This is a genomic window from Oceanomicrobium pacificus (assembly GCF_009833495.1).
GTDB classification, from domain to species: Bacteria; Pseudomonadota; Alphaproteobacteria; order Rhodobacterales; family Rhodobacteraceae; genus Oceanomicrobium; species Oceanomicrobium pacificus.
On the sequence record NZ_WUWG01000003.1, the window covers coordinates 980,355 to 1,002,680 of the forward strand.

Consider the following 22,326-nt stretch of genomic DNA (forward strand, 5'->3'; position numbering starts at 1 on the left):
TGTCCGTCGTTCACGCGCATCTGTAGCGGCGGATCAGCCCGCGGGCGTCACCCAGATCGGCGATGTATAGGCGCGGTCCTGCACGGTCGGCGGCACAACGTCGGGCAGCGGCACATCGTAGAAGGCCGCATCATGCGTGGTCCAGCGCGGCTTCGGGATCTCGATCACGCGCACATAATAGAAAGCCGTTTCCGCGGGATCGTAATCCGGATCCTGCCAGAACCCGTCGAGCGCCGGCGCGCCGATCGTGTTGCTATAGGTCGCGGTCTCGATATCGACCGTGTTGCCGACCGGTTCGCGTGCCCGCCCGTCCGCGCCGATCTCGCGCTCGTCCGACACGGCAATGTCGTAGATGCGCTCATGCGTTTTTCCGTCCGCATCGATCCAGCCCTTGATAAGCTGCACCCGGTCCAGATTGGCACCGTCGGGATCGCGCAGCGCGCGCACCATGAACCGCGGTGCGTCGCCCTCTACGCCAGCCATCAACTCGCCCCCCATCGGCACACCGCCGCGATAGCCGCGCGCCACGAAATCGGGCGCGCCCAGATCGTCGGCCTCAAAGTCCCAGCCGGCAAAGACCCGCACGCTGATCCGCGAGCCGGTGGTCGCATAGGCCTCCTTGCGGGTGATCGCGCCGAACACCTCTTCACGCGTGTTCTCCCGCGCCCAGACAGCCGTGAGGCCGGCCGCGGATTCCTGCGCGGTGAGGATCCGCAGTGCCGGATCGTCGGCGGGGATCACCTCGCCATTGTGGCGGTTCGGGGACGGCTCGGTGTGCTGGTATTTGCCGAAATAATTGTCCTCCCGCGTAGTCGGGATGGCGGTGTGCGTGTCGGTCGCGCCGTAGAATCCGAACTTGAACGGGTTGACGCCGATCTCGCGCTCCACCCGAAGCCCCACCTTCAGCGCCGAGCGGGCATATTCGAACTCCAGCATCTCGGGCGTCTTCGGCGCGGACCCGGCAATGTTGCTCACGTCCCAGGTCTCGAAATCGGCAAACTCGTCATCGGGTGACAGGAGCGGATGGGTCTCCTCATCCCCCTTGATCTGGGTCATCTCGTGCATCGGCTCCCAGCGGATGCGCTTGGCGGCATACTCCGCGTCCATCGGCGAGCCATCGAATTTCTGCGGCGCGAACATCAGCCCGTTGGACGTGTTGGCATTGTGCGGCACCGCAATGGCACGGCCGCCCGTGTCGGCCTCGTAGCGGGCCAGATAATCCCACAGAAGCTCGGGGTCCGAGCCTTCGAAGAAGGTGAAGGGCCGGGTCTGCGATGTGTGCTCCGCCCCGTCAGCAAACAGGATGACCCGGTGCAGATTGTCGCCCTGCGGCGTGAAGGTCCATTCGAAGCCTGCCAGCGCAGTGAAGCGGCCCGGATCGTTATAGTCATCGACCGTGTGCACGATGTCGCGCCAGATGTCGCCGTCAAGGTCCACCCCGTCGAGCGGATCGCGCCCCTGAACGGTGCCCACGTCGATAATGTCGGCAAAAGCGGCCATCCGGCCCTCCTGCCCGGAATTGAAGAGCGCGTAAGTCCGGCTGCCCCAGTCATGGGACAAGAGGCGCGGGTCGGAGGTGCGCATCGCGGTCGCCAGCCCCAGCATCTCTGCATGTTCGGTGATGGCGAGGAAATCGAGCGGGCGGATCAGCTGGATCGGCTGCCCGGTGTTGGAGATGATCTTCTCCCCGCGTGCCACGCGGAACGCGTCATGCATGTCGAGCGACGTGCCGATGAGCCCCGCATCGAAGGAAATCTCAGTATGGAAATGCAGGTCCCCGAAAAGGAGCTGGTCGGGATAGGCCCGCCCGACAAAGGGCGAATAGACCTCCGCCCCCGCTTCCGCTGCCCCGCGCACCGAGGCATCGAAAGCCAGCGATGGCGTGGCCGCGACGAGCGCCAGGAAGGTGGCGGCGCCCGATGCGAGGCGGATGCGCGCGCCCTTTTGTCTCTTGAATTGCCGCATCGGAACCTCCTGTCGAACAGTCTCCTCACAAGACTAACCGACCGGGTCGATTGCTCCAAAAATTATTCCGGGAAACGGCTGGCCCCAGATCTGACGGGGAGGAACGTCTTGTTTCAACTGAAGGACATTGAGCGGCGCCTATGTGCTACACAGGTCGCGCAAAGCCTGAACGGCGCTGTCGGGGCTTGTCAGGACGGGCACATCGACCGCGCCGGTGACCGCCTGCGCGGCCCGCGCGGTCGAGAAATGCGCGAGCATGATCGCATCGGCGCCGGTGATGCCGGCCGCGCAGTCCCGCACGATCCGGTCATGGGCCGCGCCGTCACCTGCGCGCAGCGCCGCCATCGCGCCCTCGGCCAAACGGGTGTCTAGGCGCGCAGCCCCACCCGCCATGTCCCTGAACTCGGCCTCCATTTCCGCCACGGCCGGTGCAAAGGTCGCGACCATCGCGATACGGGACCCGAGGCCCAGCGCCGCGCGGAACATGGCCTCGTTGGGCTTCAGAACCGGCAGGGGCGCGAGGCTGCGGGCCACATGGTCGAGCGCGCTGCCAAAGGCCGAACAGGTGAACAGGATGCCCGCGGCGCCGACCGATGTGGCGTGGCGCGACAGAGCCATGAACCGGTCGTCGAACGACGTTGTCCCCGCCCCCGACTGGGCATCCTCTGACAGCGACGTGTCGAGCAGGTCGAAGGGCCGTGCCTCCGGCCAGCCCGTCGCCATGGCGGCATGGACCGGCGCCATGGCGACCGGCGTGGCATGGATGAGCGCAATGCGCGGCCCGTCAGACATAGGCGTCCCTCCAGCCCAGTCCGGCTTCCGTGTCTCCGGCGGGCTTATATTCCAGCCCGACCACACCACCATATCCCCCGGCATCGAGGGCACGGAAGAAGGCGGCATAGTCGATCGTTCCGCTGCCCGGCTCGTGGCGCCCCGGTGCGTCTGCGATCTGGATATGGCCAATCATCCCGCCCGCCTGCTGCCAGAAGGCCACCGGATCAAGTCCGCGATTGACCGCATGGAAACTGTCGAAAAGCATGAAGGCATTGTCCCTGTCGATCGTGGCCAGAAGGTCGCGGGCCATGCGCGGATCGTTAAGGAAGAACCCCGGCACCGCGCCATTGTCGATCGGCTCCAGAAGGATGCGCTGGCCGGCTGCCGCGGCCCGGTCCGCGGCCCAGGCGATCCGCTCGGTATAGAGCGGCAGCAGGCGCGCACGTTCGGCATCCGTGTCGGTCGCAATGCAGCCCGGCATGATGTGGAGGAACGTCGCACCGATCCGGTCAGCCGCCTCCAGACCTCGGTCCACGCTTTCCCGGAACGCGGCCTCACGGCCCTCGAGGCAGGCGAACCCTTTCTCCCCGCGCGGCGGATCACCGGACGGCGCGGCGATCTGCGCGACCGACAGGCCGTGCGTCCGGCAGGCATTTGCAAAAGCGCCTACTCCGAACCCGTATGGGGCAGGATGCTCGACCCAGCGGAACCCGTTGGCCGCCGCGCGTTCAAACCGTTCTTCAAGCGGCCTGTCGGCAAAAAGATAGCCCAGATGGGCGCAGAATTCAGGCATCCCTAGGACCCTGTCACAATTCGCTCGGGGAATGGGCGATGTAGCGGAAGGCGAACGGCTCGCAGTAGAAAGCCTCACCCAGAAGGATCGGCCGCCCCGCGCGGGAGAACATGCGATGGCTGCGGCGCAGGAGCGGCGCACCCGGTGCCACACCGAGTTTCGCGGCCATATCGTCCCCCGCGACCACGGCGCGGATCGAGGCCTCCATCCGGCCGACCGGATCGGGCACATATTGCTCCACCAGTTCATGGGTCGAGGAGCGGTCCAGCGCATCGAGCGAAATATCGGTCAGCAGCCCGTGGGTGAAGGTCCGGCGCTCCAGCCCGATCACCGTCCCCCCCACGAGGCGCAGCCGTTCGAACCGCAACACGGTTTCCCCTTCCTCGATATCGAGCGCATCGGCGAGCGCGGCATCCGCCGGGTCACGCGCGAGCGTGATCAGCCGGTAATCCACCTGCTGGCCACGGGTCGAGGCATCCTCCTCGAAGCTCTTCACCCCGACCACTTCCATGGTCGCCGAACGCGCCGTTTCCGCGACGAACGTGCCGCTGCCCACCCGCTTCTCGATCTGGCCCGCATAGACGAGCTTCGACATGGCGTTCTGCACGGTTGCCCGCGACGTTCCGAACTGCCGCGCGATCTCCTTTTCGGTCGGCAGCTTGGTGCCCGGCGGCAAGGCGCCGGAGGAGATCTGGCTCAGGAAATGATCCTGTATGGCTTGGTAAATCGGGACGGATTCCACGGACGCGCTGCTCTCTTTCGAATCTGTTGACAGGTAAAGGACAGTCCTTTACGAATTGGATAGTCCTTTTATACCGCAAAGGCATGTCCAATACAAGGCGCCACGGTGAAAGGTCACGGGAGGAACAGAGTGTGTCGCAGTCGAGCGAAGCCGCTGCCATGAGCAGCAGCGCAGACCTTGCCCGCATCCGGATGCGGGACATATTTGCCAGCAGCTGGCTGCCCTATCTGGCGTCGATCTGCGCCGGGCTCATGCTCTGGCAGTTGATCTCGACGCAACTGCCCGGCGTCATCTTCGCCTCCCCCGTGGCCGTGGCCGACCATCTGGTCGGTGCCTTCGCCTCCGGCGACCTGCCCGCGCGCTTCGCCAACTCGCTGCGCCACATGATCCTCGGTCTGGGGCTGGCTCTTCTGGTGGCCGTGCCGCTCGGGATGCTTATGGGCCGGAGCGAGACCGCCTTCCACATGTGCAATCCGGTGCTGACGGCGCTCTTCGCCATCCCCTCCGTTGCCTTCGTGCCGTTCCTCATCATCTGGTTCGGCGTCTTCTTCGAGGCGCGCGTGGCGCTCGTCTTCGTCATGTGCGTCTTCGATATCCTGATCACGGTGACGGCGGGCGCACGCAATATCGAACCGCGTGTCATCCAGGCCGCGCGCTCCTTCGGGGCGAACCGCCGCACGACCTTCTTCAGCGTGCTCCTGCCCGCCAGCTATCCGTTCCTGATGACCGCGCTCCGGATCGGCACGATCCGCGCGGTCAACGGCATGATCACGGCAGAGCTGTTCTTCGCAGCCGTCAATCTCGGCGAGTATATGGAGGACGCCTCGTCTGTGTTCGACAGCGCCGCCATGCTGTCGGTTGTCTTCTGTCTCTCGCTCTTCGGTCTGCTGGCGCAGGAGCTGGTCAAATGGGCCGAGGCGCGCCTCCTGCCCTGGCATGTGCGGAGCTGAGCGATGACCCGATCCCATATTCTTTTCCTGAACCTCACCGGCATCGCGCTGTTCCTCTGCCTGTGGGAAATCGCGGGCCGCGCCATGGGCCCGAGCCTGCTGGCCGCGCCGACCGTGGTCGTGCCGGAATATATCCGGCTGCTGATGGCCGGCGACATGCTGCGCGAACTGGCGGGCTCGCTGCGCCAGATGCTGGTGGGCTTCGGGCTGGCCTGCATCATCGGTATGCCGCTCGGCGCGCTGATGGGCCGGATCCGCACCATCGATCTGCTGGTCCATCCCTGGGTCAGCATGATCGTCGTCACCTCCGCCGCGGCGCTCGCGCCGATCTTCATCCTGATGTTCGGCACCGGTTTCGAATTCCGCGTGGCGATCGTGTTCGTCTCCTCCTTCGGCTATGTCACGCTCACCGCCTATCACGGCGCGCGCGGCATCGACCCGAAGATGCTCGATGTGGGCAATGCCTTCTCCACCGGCCCGGTGGAGACCTATTCCAAGATCATCCTGCCGGCGCTCTTCCCCTATCTCATCACCGGCGCGCGGCTCGGGCTCATCCATGCGATCCGCGCCATGGTCATGGCCGAAATGTTCGTGCTGGTCGGCTATGGCGGCCTGATCTTCCAGACCGGACAGGACCTGTCCACCGCGCCGCTCATCTCCTACCTCGTCACGCTGATGGCGGTGAGCGTGGGCGCGAACATGGCGCTCGGCTGGGCCGGGCGGCAGATCGCCCCCTGGTACGACTCCAAAATGGCCGCCGGCTAGGCGGCGTTCACAACCGGGCGGCCGGTCCCATGGCGGGGCGGGTTGCACCTCGATCCCGGCCAACCGGGACGCAACAGCAACAGATCCGAAGGGAGGACAACATGCTGAAAAGAAGAACCGTTCTGAAATCCATGGCGGCGGGCCTCGGGGCCGGTATCGTGGCCGGTCCGCTGGGCCTCGGGGTCGGTCGCGCGCTGGCCGATGGCCACGCGCCGCTGACCATCAACGTGCCGGGCAACACGCTGGGCGTGCACGTGCCCTACATGGCCGCCATCAACGAGGGCCTTGTGGAACTCGGGGAACCGGCCGCCAAATGGGAACGCGTGCCGAAGCTGCAGACCATCACCCAGTCGATCCTGTCGGGCCAGACGGAAGTCGGCGCGGGCGATGCGATCTCGACCCTGCGCGCGGTGGAAGCCGGTGCGGACCTGAAGATCATCGGCAACGCTTTCATGCACACGAGCCTCGTCTTCGTGGTGAATGCCGACAAGATCTCCGAACCGAAAGACCTGGAGAAGGACGATGTCACAATCGCCGTCAACTCCAAGGGCGACTTCACCCATGTGATGGTCGTCGGTCCGATGACCGCCAAGGGCGTCGACATGGACAAGGTCAACGTCATCAAGATGGGCGGGTCGGGCAACCGGTTCCGCGCGCTTCTGGCGGGCAAGGTGGACGGGGTGCCGCTGCATTTCGACCAGGCCGCCGAACTGGCGAGCCAGGGCAATTTCAAGGTGCTGATCGAACCGGCGAAGGAATATGAAGCCTTCCTCGGCGAGGTCTGGATCGTGTCCGGCGGCTGGCTGGAGAAGCCGGAAAACCGCGACCGCGCCAAGGCGCTCCTGAAAGCCACCACCATCGCCTTCCGTCAGGCCAATGACGATCCGGCCTGGTATGCGGACATGTATCGCAAGCACGGCACCAAGGAAAACATGGCAACGGCCACGGACGAGGAGATCGAGGTCGTGCGTCAGGCGCTCGGGGTCGATATCGGCTGCTGGCCCAACGACATGCACCACGAGCTTGCCGTCTACGAGCAGCTCCTGCCGGTCTACAAGGCCGCAGGCGCGATCAAGGGCACGGTCGACCTGACACAGGTAGTCGACACGTCGCTCATCGACGAAGTGCTGGCAGACATAGGGTAAGGGCAGACCGACATGGCGACGAAACTCTCGCTCAATCACCTGAACAAGAGCTTCGGTCGGGGCAAGACCCCGCCGATCGAGGTGGTCAGGGATTTCAGTCTGGAGATCCGCGATCTGGAGTTTCTCGCCGTGATCGGGCCGTCGGGCTGTGGCAAGTCCACGCTCCTGCGGCTGATCGACGGCCTGATCCCCGCCGACAGCGGCAGCATAGAAATGGACGGGCGCGACATATCCGACAAGGTCGGCGGCGAGGGCCGCGGCATGGTGTTCCAGAGCTTCGATCTGTTCCCGTGGCGCACGACGCAGGCCAATGTCGAATTCGGGCTCGAAGCCAAGGGGGTGCCGAAGGCCGAGCGCGCGCCGATTGCAAAGAAATACATCGATCTGGTCGGTCTGACCGGGTTCGAGGACAGCTACCCGCACGAACTGTCGGGCGGGATGCAGCAGCGCGCAGGCTTTGCGCGCGCGCTCGCCATCCACCCCGAAATCCTGCTGATGGACGAGCCGTTCGGCGCGCTCGACGTGCAGACGCGCGACATCCTGCAAAACGAGTTGCTCGACATCTGGCAGAAGGAGCAGAAGACCGTCCTTTTCGTCACCCATTCGATCGAGGAAGCCATCTATCTCGCCGACCGGATCGCGGTCATCACGCCGCGTCCCGCGCGGGTCGACCGGATCATCGACGTGCCTTTCGAGCGCCCGCGCCGGGAGGAGATCAAGTCGCGGCCGGAGTTTCTGGAGATGCGGCAGGAGATCTGGTCAATCCTGAAGGAAGGGGTGACGGTTTGACGGACCGGACACGCCATCACACTGCGGGAGGGGTTTGAGATGTTTCCGCCCCCGCCCGAGATCACGGCGACCGAACTGGCCCGCCTGCCCGACGCGTTCCAGCGGAACGGTCAGGGGTCGGACTGGCTCTTCGGCAAGCGCAATCCCGATCTGGGCTCCTTCCTCGAAGGACCGATCATCGACCGCGACGGGTCGCTTTTGCTGACCGACATTCCCTATGGCCGGATCTTCCGTCTCGACCCCAAAGGGCAGTTCAGCCTGATCGCGGACTATGACGGCGAACCGAACGGGCTGGCCCTGTCGCCCGACGGCACGATCTGGATCGCCGATCACCGCAACGGGCTCATGACGCTCGACCGGGATACGGGCCGCGTGACGCCGGAACTGCCGCGCCTGCGCCGCGAGGGGTTCAAGGGGCTCAACGACCTCATCTTTGCCGGGGACGGCACGCTTTTCTTCACCGATCAGGGCCAGACGGGCATGCATGACCCGACAGGGCGCGTCTTTGCGCGGCGGCCCGACGGGCGGGTCGACCTGATGCTCGACACGATTCCGAGCCCCAACGGCATGGCCTTCAGCCCCTGCGGGCGGCTCCTCTATGTGTCGGTCACCCGCGCGAACCAGGTCTGGCGCCTGCCGCTGCATGCCGATGGCAGCACCACCAAGGTCAATATCTTCCTGCATCTCTCGGGCGGGCATACCGGGCCGGACGGGCTGGCCACGGATGCGGCGGGCAACCTTTTCGTCTGCCATTCCGGGCTGGGCATTGTCTGGATGTTCGACCCGCTCGGCGTGCCGGTCGGGCGGATCAATGTCCCCGGCGGGCTCGATGTGACCGCGGCCTGTTTCGGCGGCCCCGGCGATGACCGGCTCTATATCGTGGAGAGCACGCAAGGCGCGGTCTTTGCGGTGCCAACCGCAGACCTTGCGCGGCTGACCCGATGATCGCACGTACGCCGGACGGATGGACGATCATCAGCGGGGCGGCGGCCGGGATCGGTGCCGCCCTTGCCGCCGACTGTACCGCGCGCGGACAGCGGGTGCTCGGAATAGACCGTGATGCGGCCGAATTGGCCCGAACGGCAGAGGCGCTCGGGCCCCAATTCCAAGGCGCAGTCGCCGACATGCAGGATGCCGACGCGGTGCGGGCCGCGATCGGTTCGGTCGACGGTCCTGTCGCCACGCTCATCAGCAACGCGGCCATCGTCCGCGCCTGCCCCTTTGCCGACAGCAGCCCCGATGACTGGGCCGAGGTCATCGGCGTCAATCTGATGGGCATGGTGCATCTGGTGCAGGCCGCCCTGCCCCGCCTGTCGGATGGCGGCCGGATCGTGGCGCTCTCGTCCCACTCCGCGGTGCGCGGCAGTTTCGGGCGCGCGGCCTATGCGGCCTCAAAGGGCGGTGTCGACGCGCTGGTGCGCGTTCTTGCCGTGGAACTGGCCCCGCGCCGGATCACCGTCAACGCCGTGGCCCCCGGTCCGGTCGAGACGCCGCACGTGAAGGCCAGTCACAGCGACGCACGCCGCACGGGCTGGGCCGAACGCCTGCCCGTCGGACGCTATGCCGCGCCGGAGGAAATCACCGCCGCCGTGCGCTTCCTTGCCTCGCCCGAGGCCAGCTACATCACCGGACAGGTGCTGCCCGTGGACGGCGGCTTCACCAGCGCCGGACTGACCCACACGATATGAGGCCCTGACATGGATCTTCTGGTACTTCCCGGCGACGATATCGGACCGGAAATCACCGCCGTCGCCTGCCGCGTCCTGAAACGCGCGAGTGACATTCACGGGCTCGATCTGCGGTTCGAGCAACGCGCGGTCGGCGTGGCCGCACACCAAAGCAGCGGCTCCACCGTGCCCGACAGCGTGCTCGACGCGGCCCTGAAGGCGGACGGGATCATCCTCGGACCGGCCGGAATGACGGCCTATCCGGAAGCAACCACCGGCTGGCTCAACGTGCCGGGCACGATCCGCAAGCGGCTCGATCTCTATGCCAATATCCGCCCGGCCCGCAGCCGCGCCGGCATCCCCGGCGCGCGCGCCGGCCTCGACGTGACGATTGTGCGCGAAAATACCGAAGGTTTCTATTCCGACCGCAACATGTTCCTTGGCTCGGGCGAGTTCATGCCGACCGAGGATGTGGCGCTCTCGGTGCGCAAGATCACCCGTCAGGCGTCGCACCGGATCGCCCGCGTGGCCTTCGAGATGGCCAAGGGCGAGAACCGGCCCGTCACCGTGGTGGGCAAACGCCATGTGCTGCAGGTCTCTGACGGGCTCTTCATGGAAGAGGTGCGCCGCGTGGCCGCCGACTATCCCGATATCCCGCTGACCGAGGTGGATATCGACGCCATGGCAGCGGACATTTACACACGGCCGGAAAAGTTCGGCATCATCCTGATTTCCAACATGTTCGGCGACATTCTGTCGAACCTCGCGGTGGCGCTGTCGGGCAGCCTCGGACTGGCCGCATCGCTCAATGCAGGGGACGGCCGCGCGGCGGCAAATGCCGGGCACGGATCCGCGCCCGATATAGCCGGGCGGGGCATCGCCAACCCGCTGGGGCTGGTGCAATCGACGATCCTGCTTGTCGACTGGCTTGGCCGCACGCGTGACAAGCCGGCTTTCACGCAGGCGGCCGCACAGCTTCACCAGGCGGTCGACCGGGTGCTGGCGACGCCGGACACCCGCCCGGGCGACCTTGGCGGCCCTGCCGGGACGGAGGCCGTGGGCGACGCGCTGGTCGCCGCGCTGGAGGACCTGGCCGGCTGAACCCACGCCACCGGTGGCACGGATCACCGGAGATGCTTCGAGCAGCATCCCGGAAACCGGCGGCTGATCCGCGCCCGTGCACCAAACATCAACGGCTTGAAAAAATACTGTGTCAGGGAAACACTGGGCGGTGATCGTCCGGCTGTGCCGCGCATGGCCGTTCGCGCCCCCGGGGTTCGTGTTCACTGCCGCAGGAGTTGCCGATGACTGTCACCATCAGAAACGGATCGCCGGCCCTTTCGCCATGGTCGCCGCTCGCGCCCCTCAGCCTTGCCGCGCTTTCGGCCCTTTTGCCCGCGCCTGCCGCGGCACAAAGCGCGCAAGCCTGCGTGGAGCTCGGCTCCCCGCGCACGGAATATCGGGCCGGCACCGAAACCACGCTCGGCGGGCAGACGATCACGACGACGGAACGGATCTGCCTGCCCATACCCAACGGGCCGATCACCGGCTTGGTCGTCGGCAATTCAAGGATCACATCGGGCGGGGAACTCGAGATCTACGTGCCGGGCCAGAATATCAACCCGCAAAACGCCTCCGTCCTGACGCTGCTCAATGTCGATGTGGAGGCCGGAAGCGGCGATTTCGTCTCCCGCAAGGCGTTGGCAACGAACATCAACGGCAAATTGCGGGTCAATATCCTGAACACACGGATCGGGTCCGGCCGCTCGATGACCTTCGCGCCCGCCAATGGCGGGGATGTCGACCCGACCGAGGTCTATTTCCAGTCCGACCGCCCGCTGACCTATGACCAACTGACCGTCACCAATGCAACGGAGATTTACTTCGGCGTCCTGAACATCCAGACGCGGATTGTCCAACCCTCCGATTTCACGCTGACCGGCAGTTCCATGTCCGCCACGAGCGATATCGTGATCGGACGCGGCACCACGCTCCGGCTCGATGCGGCCAGCAGCCTGACCACGCCCGATTTCGACCATTTCGGCACGCTTGCGGGCGATGGCACGATCAACGCCTTCACCTTCGTGTCGAAGAGCGGCAGCACCCTGTCCCCGGGCTCCTCCATCGGAACGCTGACTTTCAACAGCGCGATGGATTTCGAGAGCGGGTCGACGATCATCACGGAAGTGGACCCCGCTGCCGCACAGAAAGCCGACCTGATGACCGCAACCGATGCCGTCACCGGGATCAACAATGCGCGGATCCAGGTGGAAGCCGCCCGGCCCGGCCTGACCCCGCAGGATTATGAAGCCGGCAACGACTACACCGTTTTTCAGGCATCCGCATTCGACGGCGACACCCCGGCGCTTGCGGCCGGCGGGTCGCTGCCCGCGCTCCTCGGCCTGCGCATCGCCAACACGCCCACAGCCGACGGCCGGATCGACATTGCATTCACGGCGCAGCCCGTCTCCAGCCTGCCGCAACATCCCGCGGTCACTAACTCGCCCAATGCCAGCAATCTGGCTGGGGCTATCGCGACGGCCACGACCGTGTCGCCCAGCACCAGCCTGACCAACGGCACCACAATCGGCACGGCGGTCAGCACGCTGACCAATGCAGGGGCCTCGGGCTTCAACCTTGTCCATGCAGAGCCCTATTCCTCGAACCTCGCCATCGGACTGGAGCAGCTGGACCTGGTCTCAGGTGCCGTGTTGCGGCAGGCCGATTGCGGCGCACTGCAGCATACAGGGTTCGATATGTCCGACCGCCCACTGTCGACGGCGGCGAACCTTCCCACGGACAGCAGACCGAACTGCGCCGACCGCCGGTGGTGGATCGACGCGGCCTATGTGCGCGGTAATGTCGAGGGGTCGGGCGGGCTCGGCACATACGACTATTCGCTCGGCAACCTGACCTTCGGCGCGGATGTCTACGAATTCGATGCAGGCATCGTCGGCCTCTTTGCCGGTTTGGGCCGCGCGTCGATGGACGAGCATGACCAGGTCGTGCAGGATTTCTCCACCGACAGTTTCCATCTGGGCGGCTACGGGCACGGCACGGCGGGCGCCTGGGACTGGTCGGGGATCATCGGCATCATGTCCGGCAAGACGGATGCGGAGCGCACCAACCCGTCCGTCGGCAGTTTCACCGGCGGGGTGGCAACCGCGTCGCTCGATCAGGACGGGTTCCACGCCGGGGTTCAGGCGCGCCGCCCCATGCAGTTGGAAAACGGCGCCAATCTGGCCACCGTGCTCGGCCTGAACTACGCCCGGATCCGGCAGGGCGCCGCGACGGAATCCGGCAGCGGCGACTTCCTCTATGCGATCGACGCTGCCGATGCCGAAGCGCTGGTCGCGTCCGTGGGGCTCGACTATCAGCGGGAAGTCTCGACCGCCTACGGGCTTTTCACGCCGATCGCCTTCGCGCGTTACGAGTATGACTTTCTGGCCGACCGGAACGGCGATCACGAAGTGACGGTCAACAGCCCCGTCTTTGGAAGCTTCACGCAGGTGGGCCAGAACCGTGGCGCGCACGGGTTCGTGCTGGGTCTCGGCCTTGGCTACCAGATTTCCGACACGGCCCGCGCATCGGCAGGCTACGCCTATGCGCTGCGCTCCAACGGCTACGAGCACGGGCTGGGCGCCAATCTCAGCGTGCGGTTCTGACCGGTCGCGGGTTTGACGCCTCAGCCCGCCGGCGCGCCCGCCACCCCGAGCGCGAGCATCAGAAGCGCGATCGCCGCGACCCATGCGGCGGCGATGCGCAGCGCGATGCCAACCCACGGCCAGTTGTAGCGGTCGCGGATCACATCGACGATCCCGACGAGAAACAGCAGCCCGACGGTAGCACCCACGATCGACCCTGACATGACGAACAGCCGGTCGGCTGCCGGACCGGGATCGGGCACCGACACGGCACCGATGCAAAAGCCCCCAAGCGCCACCAGCAGGGCAACGAGCGGCACCAGACGGCCCGGCAGGAGCGCGGCCGTCGCAGAGGCGGCAAACGCGGCGCCGAACATGAGCAGGTCGAGCGCGCCCGTCCCCTGACCTGCGACCAGCCCCGCGATGGCAGCCACGAAGAAAAGCACCAGTTGCCGGCCGGCCGTTGGCAGGGCGAGATGCCCCACCAGCAGCCCGAGCCCGAGCATCAGAAGCGCCTGTGCTGGTGTCGAGAAGGGATGCAGCAGCCCGACATAAAAGCCCCGCACACCGGGCACCGGCGCATGGGCGAAAGCCGGTCCGGCGCTCAACATGAGCGGCAGCCAGACCGCCCCAAACCGTCGCCCCATATCAGGCCATGCCGGTCAGGAACGCCACACCGGCGAGCGAGATCACGCCCCCTGCTCCGCGCACGGCGACGCGCCCGCCGGGCCAGCGCACCAGCAGGCCGAAGCCGATCCCGATCAGGTGCAACAGACCGGTCGAGATGACGAACCCGACCGCATAGGCAAACGCATTGACCGTGGCGGGCAGTTCGGTGCCATGGGCGTAGCCATGAAAGATCGCGAAGGCGCCCACGATGACGGCGGCAACCCAGATCGGCGGTTTGACCGCGAAGAGGATCATCAGGCCAAGCACCACCGCAGACAGCGCGATGCCGGTCTCTACCGCGGGCACCGGCACACCGAGAATGCCAAGCACGGCGCCGAACGCCATGACGAGCGGGAAGACGATCGGCAGGATCCAGATCGCGGGCGCGCCGAGAAACGCGCCCCAGAGCCCGACCGCCACCATCGCCGCCACATGGTCCCAGCCAAGGATCGGGTGGGTGAACCCGGCAATGAAGCCGCCGCCATACCCGTCACCGGAATGGGCCAGCGCCGGATCCGCGACAAGCGCCAGCAGGGCCAGCATCGCAGGCAGGGCATATGTGGAACGGATGGTCATGAACTGTCTCCCGAGGACGGCACTGGCGCGGGGGCCGGCATTGCTGAATTGAACGGCCCTATGGAAACCATGTCTCTTTTCAATGGGCAAGCGGCTGTTTCGCGCCACGCGCCGGAGAGAGGGCCCGGCGCCCCCGGAAACGAGACGGAGAATTCCGCGAACGCAGCCCGTCACGCCCCCTTTTGCGTGTCAGTTCCCCGTCGCCAGTGCCAGCGCGGCGGCCGCCACGCGCGCGTCACGTTCGGCATCGGCGAGCGCCTCGGTCGCGGCAAAGAGGCCCAGTTCCGCCACGCCCGCATCCGACACCGTGCCGATCCCGCCGGTATAGGCCTCCTTTGCAGCGTCCGCGGTCGTGCGCGCGGCATCGGTCAGGGCTTTGGTCGCCGGATAGAGCGCAAGCGCGGTGCGCAGGGTCTCGTAGGCCAGCGCGATCTCGCGTGTGGCGGTCAGCCGTGCCACCTCGACCCCGGTCTGGCTGCGCTCCAGCCTGTCGCGCGCCGCGGCCAGCCGTTTTTCGCGCAGTCCCCCGTCGACGATCGGCACCGACACGCCGATGAACGCCCCGCTCGATCCGGCCGTGTTGAGCCCGATCGGCGCCAGACCGTTCAGGTCCACCCGCCCGTCGCCCGCCGACGCATAGCCGCCGGTGAAGATCTTCGGCCGGTAGGAGGCCACGGTCGCATCAAGCTCCGCCTGCGCCGCATCGACCTGTGCCAGCGCCGCGCGCACGTCGCTGCGGCGCGCGAAGGCCGTATCCAGAACGCGGTCGAGCGTGCGGTCATTGGCCGATGGCAGGCCGCCGCCCGGCGCTTTCAGCCTGATCCGGGTGGACGGCGGCACGTTGACGAGCGCGGCCAGCGTGACCGCGGCGGCCCGTGCCTCTCCGGCTGATGCCTCGGCCACCAGCCGTGTCTGCGCATCGAGCTGCCGCGCCTGCGCCACCTCGACCGTCGTGCCGGTGCCTTGCGCAAAACGCCGCTCGGCCGCCAGCACAAGGTCCGCCGAGCGCGACCGCGCCTCGTTGGCGGCCGAGACCTTCTTCAACGCCGCCAGACGCGTGTGATAGGCCGCGCTGACGTCGAAGATCAGCTGACGGTGGACCGTGTTGAACCCGATCTCGGAAATCCGCGCCAGACTGTCCGCCGCCCGCTGCCGCGCGGCATTCTCCCCGAAATCGTACAGGAGCCAGGTGGCCGTCAAGGCAAGCGCCTCACCGCTGCTGTCGACCGATCCCGGCACGTCGCCGAGGATTGGCACAGGCAGGTTCGTGTTGACCGACTGGCGCCCTGCGACGGCGGCGGCGGTCACCACCGGCAGGAGCGCGCTGCCGACGATCCCGGCCTGACGCCCTGCCTCGCGCGCGGCGAGCCAGGATTGGCGCGTCGCCGGATTGCGGGTCTGCGCCAGATCGATGAGCGCGGGCAGATCGTAGCTCCGCCCCGCATCGAAGCGCGCCACGTCCGGCGCCTGGGCCCCCAATGCGGCCAGTTGCGCGACATCGGCCGTCACCTCGGCCGGGTCATCTGCAATCTGCCGGTCCGCCTGCCCGATATCCCGCGCGCCCGGCGTCTCCGTGCAGGCGGCCAGAAGGCAGATGAGCATCGCGGTCAGGGGCTTCGGGGTCATCAACGCTGCTCTCCGTCTCGGTCGGTCCGGCTGGCGGTCAGAAGCCCATGCTGGAGCATGTCCGCCCGTGATGCCAGTGCGGAATAACGGGACGCGGTGCCCGGCTCGAACCGCAGGGCGAAAAGCCCGTCCCGCGCCATTTGCAGCGCCGCTGCTGCCGCATTCAGCGAAAGTCCCGCACGGAAACCGTCCGGTGCTCGACGGGCCGACTGCAAGGCCGCCTCGGTCCGGTCGAGCGTCAGGGCGATTGCCCCCGCCGCCGACGCGGGGCGGATCGTCAGGAACACGGTCGCCACCACCAGATTGCCAAGGAGGATGCCGACGATACGCCCCCAGGCGATGCCGAAATCGACATCCGGGCCGGGCGTGTTGAGGATGCTGAGATAGACCACGAGCGCGATCTGCAACCCGGCATAGGCGCTGCGGTCCGGACCGGTAGCGAGCCATGCGGCCGGCAGGGTCACGAGCACGGTCAGGAGCGCCAGCCCGCCAATCCCCTGCAGGTTCGGGATGACCAGAAACAAGCAGAAACCGGCGATCACGGCACCGATCAGGCAACCGCCGATGCGCAAGGCGGCCTTGTGAAGCGTCTCGCCAGTCGAGCCAAGACAGACCAGAAAGGCGGTGATCGTGATCGTGTGGATCGCGGGCCAGTCCAGAACCAGAAAGATCGCGTAGCAAATCGCAATAGACAGGGTCGCCTTGATCGCGAACAGGCCCGCCCCCTCGCCCTCTGCCTCCGAACCGCTGCTGTCTTCGGTCACCTGCTGCTCCGTGTCCGAAAGCGCGACAAGCCGCGGATCAGCCTCCGCCGGTGCAGGTTCATCGAGCGCCAGCGCAGCACGGTTGGCGGGCGTGTCGCGCGGCGGATCGCCGGCTGCACAGTCGGCAAGCAGCCGCGTCGTGCCGGCCTCGAGCGCGACAGCCCGCCCCCGCATCCGCCCGTGCAACTGGCCGGTCCGGTCCGCCAGTTGCCGCAACCGGAGCAGGTCGGCCGCATCCGAGAGCAACAGGGTCCGGCACGCGGTAAAAGCGGCAGCGTCGCGCCGGACCATGGCCTGACCGATCGCATCAAGCCGGGTTGCAAAAAGCCCGGACAATTGGCGCCGCGCGGTCCGCCCGAAGAGCGCCGCGCCGAGAAAGAGCACGCCCATCGGCACCACCACCACCGTGACGAGCCAGAAAAGCCCCCGCAGCAGCAGGTCGGGATAGGCCAGATAGTCGAGAATGCTCAAAACCTCGAATATCGCCATCCCGATCGTCGCCGCCACGATCCCGGCCGGCGTGGCGCGGGCCAGATACATGGCGCCGAAAGCCACCGCGAACATGACCGGCACGCGTAGCACCGGCGATCCGGCGGTGGCCATCACAAGCATGATCGCAAGGAAGATCGCGGCAATTGCGGCAAGGATCAGCCCCGCGGACACGGCCATCGTCTCGACAGCCTCCGACCGGGCGGCAAAGAGCACCAGATAGGCCGACAATGCGGTTTCCGGCAGGGTCAGCGATTTGGACAGGATGACGACGAGCCCGCATCCGAGCGCAATCAGAAGCGACCGCCTGATGCGCGGCCGGTCGGTCATTCGCCCTGCCCGATGGTCACGCTGGCACTGGCACCGAGCCGCAGGAACGGCGGGAGCGGTGCATCGAGCGCAATCCGCACCGGATAGCGGCGCGCCAGACGTACCCAGTCGGTCGAGCGCGGCACGAACGGCAGCAGTCCCTGCACCGCAAGCGCGTCCGACGTCTGCACCCCGCGCCCGATCGACGCGACCCGCCCGGTCAGCACTTCGCCCGCGTCGGACAGCACGCGGACATGCGCGACCATGCCGGGCGCGATCGCGGCCAGTTCGGTTTCACGGAAATAGGCCTCGACATGCCAACTGGCATCATCAATCAGCACCAGAACCGGTTGTTCGGGCAGAACCCAGCTGCCAACACCGGCCTGCAACCCGCTGACATAGCCGGAAAAAGGCGCTGCGACTTCAGTTTGCGACAGCCTGTGTTCCGCCACCGCCAGCACGGCCTCTGCCGCCCGCAACTCCGCCGCGAGCGCATCGGTGTTGGACACGAGGTCGCGCGCCGCGCCTGCTGTCTTGCGCGCCACATCGAGCGAGACGCGTGCGTCGGCTGCTGCCGTGCGTGCCTCGTCGAGCGTCTGCCGGGAGGCAATCCCGTCGGCGGCGAGCGGCTCCAGCCGCGCAACCGTGGCTTCGGCCAGCGCCAGATTCTGCTCGGCACGTGCCACCTCGTCGGCGGCCGATCCGGCATTCTGCGCGGTGGCCCGCGCGGCCCGTTCCGCATCCGCAAGCGCCGCCTGCGCCGCTGCCACCTGCGCCGCCGCCTGATCGCGCTGCAACCGGTAGGCCGTGTCATCGAGCGCGAAGAGCGGCGCGCCTTCCTCTACTGCATCATTCTCCGCCACGTCGAGCCGCGCGATCCGGCCGGGCACGCCTGCGGTCACGTGGATCACCTCTGCCCCGACGGATGCATCGTTGGTGCGCGGGCGCCGGTCGATATCGGTCAGCACGATAGCCAGAAGCACCAGTGCGGCGATCAGAGCCACGGCAAACAGCACCCACCCTGCCCGCTTCTGCCCCGGTGTGATGTCAGGCTCCAGCATGTCTCACCACCGCCCGAAAAAGATGAGCCAGAGAGCCAGCCCGCCGGACAGCCACAGAAGCAGATAGAAAAGCGGCAACAGCGGCACGGCCGGGATCAGCCCCGCGCGCAAGAGCGCAAAATGGCCCGCAATCGGCAGGGCCAGCCCCGCGAGCAGGCAGAAAATCCAGGCCGGGAAATAGGATCCGAAGATCACGATCGTGTCGGGCAAGGGGATCAGCACCGGTCCAATCCCGCCGGTTCCGCGACCGGTCCGCGCACCGCACGCCCCTCCAATTGCCCGATCTGTCCCGCCAATCCGGTTGCCCCTTCCCTCTGTCCGGGTCGCAAGACCCCGCCAACCCCGACGAAATAACAGGATCAGGTGCCGGTCAAATCAAAACCGGAACGAATGCATTCGATCCCGGCTCTTTCCCATCTGCACGGTCACATCCGCGCGATCTTCGCCGTCCCTCCGGCCGAAGATGACGGAATGCCACGGTGTCCCTTCCGGAAATGCCTTGTTAGGATATGCGCGAACACATCCGATCCGAAGGTTTCCCTATGCCCACCAAACGCGAATTCCTGTCCGGACTTGCATCGAGCGCGGCGCTTGCAACTCTGCTTCCGGCACAGGTCAAGGCCGCGACGCCGGACGCCACGCTCTTCACCAACGTGCGCGTGTTTGACGGCACGTCCGACGGCCTGTCCGATCTGACGAATGTTCTGGTCGAGGGCGAATTGATCAAGGAGATCTCGCCCGCAGCCGACGCCGCGCCGGATGTGCCGCGGATCGACGGCAATGGCCGCACCCTGATGCCCGGCCTGATCGACAACCATGTGCATCTGCAGTGGAACCAGAGCCCGCTCGAATTCATGTCCGCGCGCGCCGACTATCTGGCGGCACTGGCGCTCCGCGAATGCAAGGCAACGCTGATGCGCGGATTTACCGGTGTGCGGGACACAGGCGGCGGCATCTTGGGCGTCGCCCGCGCTGTTGACGAAGGCATCTATCCCGGCCCCCGGATCCACGCCTGCAATTCGGCCATCGGAATGACCGCCGGGCATGGTGATTACCGCCCGCGCAGCGTGCGGCCCCGCGCCTTCGGCGGGCCGGCCATCACCGAATTCGAGGCGACCCAGATCGTCATCATCGCCGACGGTGTCGACGAAGTCCTGACGGCCACGCGCGACCAGTTCCGGCAGGGCGCCCACTTCATCAAGGTGTTCTCGGGCGGTGCCGTGTCGGGCCTCTACGACCCGCTTGATATCAATGAATATTCCCCGCAGGAACTGTTGGCAGCGGTGGAAGAGGCAAAGCGCTGGAACACATACGCGGCATCGCATGCCTATATGGATTCCTCGGTGCGCAGTGCGATCGAGGCCGGGTTTGCCTGCATCGAACATTGCAACCTTATGACCCCGGAATCGATGGAACTTGCGGTGGAAAAAGGTGTCTGGCTGTCGACGCAGGTCGGCTTCTTCATGACGCCGATCCCCGAAGGCTTCACCGAGGCGCAGGCGACGCGGCAAAAGCTGGCGCAGGACGGGCTCGACACGATGCTGCAACTGGCCAAGGAATATGGCGCGAAGATCGCGTTGGGCACCGATTTTGTCGGTTCGTCGGAAACCAAGGCAACCCAGTTGAACGAACTCTCCCTCAGGACACCCTGGTTCAGCAACGCGGAAATCCTGCAGCAGGCCACCGGCAACAATGGCCGCCTTTGGGAACTGGCAGGCCCGCGGAACCCCTATCAGAAAGGCCCGGTCGGCGTCATCGAGGCCGGTGCCTATGCCGACATCCTGCTCGTTGACGGCGATCCGATCGCCGATATCTCCGTCATGTCGGACCCCGAGAATTTCGACGTCATCATGAAGGGCGGCCGCGCCTACAAGAACACGATCGCCTGAAGCGCTGTGCCAGTGATCGGGCGTAGCGAGGCTTCGCCCGGCCTTCACTCGGTTTACAAAGCATACCCGAATTGCCCGCAGCCTTACGGCTTGCGGGAATAAAGCTCTATATTTATTTCGATATTTTGGTTGCGGGAGCAGGATTTGAACCTGCGACCTTCAGGTTATGAGACACGCTCTGGCCATTTCGACGGGTTTCGCCCGATCGCGCCCATCTACCCTATCTATCTGAATCAGAACGTTTTTTATTGACCCGCTCGACTCTCGGCTTCTACCTCTTTCCCTGCGAAACGCTGCGCGCTGCTTCCATAGTGCTTCCACGAATGAGAGACGAAGGACCGACCAAAGATGCCCAAACTGACCAAACGCACCGTTGAAAGCCTGCCGCCGAAGGCGTCCGATTACTTCGTTTGGGACAGCCAGATTCCGGGCTTTGGTGTGCGCGTCATGCCGTCTGGTGCAAGGTCATACCAAGCGCAGTATCGCAAAGGCGGCCGGACGCGGCGCGTCTCACTCGGCCGTCACGGCAAGATTACAGTTGATGAGGCGCGGCGTCTGGCGAAGGAATTGATGGGCCAAGTGGCCAAAGGTGAGAACCCGGCCGAAGAGATTGCGGTGGAACGGCGCGCACCGACCGTGGCGTCACTCTGTGATCGGTTCTTTCAAGATCATGTCGTAGAACGCTGCAAGCCGACCACACAGGCTGAGTATCGCCGCTCGCTGAATATCTTCATCAAACCCGAGATTGGCAGCTTCAAGGTGGTTGATGTCGAGCGCAAAGATATCTCGGCTCTGCATCACAAGATGCGGGCCACGCCCTATCAGGCGAACCGCACGCTGCAAGTGCTCTCCAAGATGTTCAACATGGCGGAAATTTGGGGACTTCGGCCGGACGGGTCAAACCCCTGCCGGCATGTGCCCAAGTACCGTGAGAAGAAGCGCGAGCGGTTCCTGAGCCAGTCGGAGCTGCAACGGCTCGGCGCGGTCCTCTCAGACGTTGAACAGAGCGGCGAGGAAAGCGTGCATGTCGTGGCCGCCTTCCGCTTGCTGATCCTCACCGGCTGCCGCCTGCGGGAAATTCAAACCTTGCGATGGGACTATATCACCGGCAACGGGATGGAGCTGCCCGACACCAAGACCGGTGCGCGGCGTATCCCATTGCCCGAAGCGGCGCGGGCCATCTTGTCGGCCTTGCCGCGCACGCCCGGCCATCCGTACGTGATCGAAGGCAAAGTTGAGGATGCCCATATCACGGACCTGCAGCATCCGTGGCGACGCATCCGGGCCCGGGCCGGGCTGGATGATGTGCGCATCCATGACCTGCGCCATACCTATGCGTCCAATGCGGTCTCGTCCGGCATGCCGATCCAGATGGTCGGCCGCCTCTTAGGACATAGCCAGATACAAACCACGATGCGCTATGCGCATTTGGCCGATGATCCTGTGCGCCGCGCAGCCGAAGAGAATGCCAACCGCCTAAGCGGCTTTGTCCTCGGCCAGAGTCCTACACCCCCACCGTTGCGGGTCGTGGGTTAAGCGTGCGCTCTTGGCGCGGCTTTGCAACGCTGATCTACCCCGACACCTATTAGATGCGTCTTCGCTGTTTCTCTCCGGACCGGCGCTTTGTAAGACACTGGAACGGCTAAGAAACCGGTCCCATCACGGCCGGTGCCTTTCTCTAACATAACCCTCCTGCGACCGAGATATGT

At 65.9% G+C, this 22,326-nt stretch carries 20 protein-coding genes; 10 read left to right on the top strand and 10 right to left on the bottom strand.

What is annotated here, in order from left to right:
• Positions 1–33: 33 nt before the first annotated feature.
• The 4 genes from GSH16_RS11265 to GSH16_RS11280 form a co-directional block, all read right to left on the bottom strand.
• Positions 34–1,965, bottom strand: coding sequence for a DUF3604 domain-containing protein (locus GSH16_RS11265; RefSeq protein ID WP_160855050.1), 1,932 nt, complete (start codon positions 1,963–1,965; stop codon positions 34–36).
• Between the two features lie 138 nt (positions 1,966–2,103).
• Positions 2,104–2,757, bottom strand: a complete 654-nt coding sequence (locus GSH16_RS11270; RefSeq protein WP_160855052.1) for an aspartate/glutamate racemase family protein — start codon at positions 2,755–2,757, stop codon at positions 2,104–2,106.
• The gene (locus GSH16_RS11275) at positions 2,750–3,532 is read right to left on the bottom strand and encodes a hydroxypyruvate isomerase family protein (protein ID WP_160855054.1); all 783 of its coding nucleotides are present in this window, start codon (positions 3,530–3,532) and stop codon (positions 2,750–2,752) included. Before GSH16_RS11275 ends, GSH16_RS11270 begins: the two co-directional genes overlap by 8 nt.
• A gap of 13 nt (positions 3,533–3,545) precedes the next feature.
• Positions 3,546–4,274 carry a GntR family transcriptional regulator gene (locus GSH16_RS11280; RefSeq protein ID WP_160855056.1) on the bottom strand — a complete coding sequence of 243 codons (729 nt, stop codon included), beginning with the start codon at positions 4,272–4,274 and terminating at the stop codon, positions 3,546–3,548.
• A gap of 158 nt (positions 4,275–4,432) precedes the next feature.
• Here GSH16_RS11280 and GSH16_RS11285 point away from each other — a divergent pair, with 158 nt between their 5' ends.
• The 8 genes from GSH16_RS11285 (at position 4,433) to GSH16_RS11320 (ending at position 13,255) form a co-directional block, all read left to right on the top strand.
• Complete coding sequence (locus GSH16_RS11285) at positions 4,433–5,224, top strand: ABC transporter permease (protein ID WP_160855058.1); 792 nt, start codon at positions 4,433–4,435, stop codon at positions 5,222–5,224.
• A gap of 3 nt (positions 5,225–5,227) precedes the next feature.
• On the top strand, positions 5,228–5,989 hold the full coding sequence (locus GSH16_RS11290) for an ABC transporter permease (RefSeq protein WP_160855060.1): 762 nt from the start codon (positions 5,228–5,230) through the stop codon (positions 5,987–5,989).
• Between the two features lie 101 nt (positions 5,990–6,090).
• Positions 6,091–7,134 (top strand): ABC transporter substrate-binding protein, encoded by a 1,044-nt coding sequence (locus GSH16_RS11295; protein ID WP_160855062.1) that lies wholly within the window; start codon positions 6,091–6,093, stop codon positions 7,132–7,134.
• Between the two features lie 12 nt (positions 7,135–7,146).
• Positions 7,147–7,923 (top strand): ABC transporter ATP-binding protein, encoded by a 777-nt coding sequence (locus GSH16_RS11300; protein WP_160855064.1) that lies wholly within the window; start codon positions 7,147–7,149, stop codon positions 7,921–7,923.
• A gap of 39 nt (positions 7,924–7,962) precedes the next feature.
• Positions 7,963–8,868, top strand: a complete 906-nt coding sequence (locus GSH16_RS11305) for an SMP-30/gluconolactonase/LRE family protein (RefSeq protein WP_160855066.1) — start codon at positions 7,963–7,965, stop codon at positions 8,866–8,868.
• A complete protein-coding gene (locus GSH16_RS11310; protein ID WP_160855068.1) occupies positions 8,865–9,611 on the top strand; it encodes an SDR family NAD(P)-dependent oxidoreductase in 747 nt (248 codons plus the stop codon). Before GSH16_RS11305 ends, GSH16_RS11310 begins: the two co-directional genes overlap by 4 nt.
• Positions 9,612–9,620: 9 nt before the next feature.
• Positions 9,621–10,691, top strand: coding sequence for an isocitrate/isopropylmalate dehydrogenase family protein (locus GSH16_RS11315; RefSeq protein WP_160855070.1), 1,071 nt, complete (start codon positions 9,621–9,623; stop codon positions 10,689–10,691).
• Positions 10,692–10,894: 203 nt separating this feature from the next.
• Positions 10,895–13,255, top strand: a complete 2,361-nt coding sequence (locus tag GSH16_RS11320; protein ID WP_235913111.1) for an autotransporter family protein — start codon at positions 10,895–10,897, stop codon at positions 13,253–13,255.
• A gap of 20 nt (positions 13,256–13,275) precedes the next feature.
• Here GSH16_RS11320 and GSH16_RS11325 read toward each other — a convergent pair whose 3' ends face one another.
• The 6 genes from GSH16_RS11325 to GSH16_RS11350 form a co-directional block, all read right to left on the bottom strand.
• Positions 13,276–13,881 carry a hypothetical protein gene (locus tag GSH16_RS11325; RefSeq protein WP_160855072.1) on the bottom strand — a complete coding sequence of 202 codons (606 nt, stop codon included), beginning with the start codon at positions 13,879–13,881 and terminating at the stop codon, positions 13,276–13,278.
• Between the two features lies 1 nt (position 13,882).
• Entirely contained in the window at positions 13,883–14,479 is a 597-nt protein-coding gene (locus tag GSH16_RS11330) for a HupE/UreJ family protein (protein WP_160855074.1), read from the bottom strand.
• Positions 14,480–14,668: 189 nt separating this feature from the next.
• Positions 14,669–16,105, bottom strand: a complete 1,437-nt coding sequence (locus tag GSH16_RS11335) for a TolC family protein (protein ID WP_160855076.1) — start codon at positions 16,103–16,105, stop codon at positions 14,669–14,671.
• Positions 16,105–17,688: an FUSC family protein gene (locus tag GSH16_RS11340; protein ID WP_160855078.1), complete on the bottom strand. Its 1,584-nt coding sequence runs from the start codon at positions 17,686–17,688 to the stop codon at positions 16,105–16,107. Before GSH16_RS11340 ends, GSH16_RS11335 begins: the two co-directional genes overlap by 1 nt.
• Positions 17,685–18,728, bottom strand: a complete 1,044-nt coding sequence (locus GSH16_RS11345) for an HlyD family efflux transporter periplasmic adaptor subunit (RefSeq protein WP_160855080.1) — start codon at positions 18,726–18,728, stop codon at positions 17,685–17,687. Before GSH16_RS11345 ends, GSH16_RS11340 begins: the two co-directional genes overlap by 4 nt.
• 3 nt (positions 18,729–18,731) lie before the next feature.
• Complete coding sequence (locus tag GSH16_RS11350) at positions 18,732–18,950, bottom strand: YtcA family lipoprotein (protein WP_160855082.1); 219 nt, start codon at positions 18,948–18,950, stop codon at positions 18,732–18,734.
• Between the two features lie 320 nt (positions 18,951–19,270).
• Between GSH16_RS11350 and GSH16_RS11355 the strand changes: the two genes are divergently transcribed.
• Both GSH16_RS11355 and GSH16_RS11360 read left to right on the top strand, forming a co-directional pair.
• Positions 19,271–20,617 carry a metal-dependent hydrolase family protein gene (locus tag GSH16_RS11355; RefSeq protein WP_160855084.1) on the top strand — a complete coding sequence of 449 codons (1,347 nt, stop codon included), beginning with the start codon at positions 19,271–19,273 and terminating at the stop codon, positions 20,615–20,617.
• A gap of 348 nt (positions 20,618–20,965) precedes the next feature.
• Positions 20,966–22,153 (top strand): site-specific integrase, encoded by a 1,188-nt coding sequence (locus tag GSH16_RS11360; protein WP_160855086.1) that lies wholly within the window; start codon positions 20,966–20,968, stop codon positions 22,151–22,153.
• The last annotated feature ends 173 nt before the right edge of the window (positions 22,154–22,326 follow it).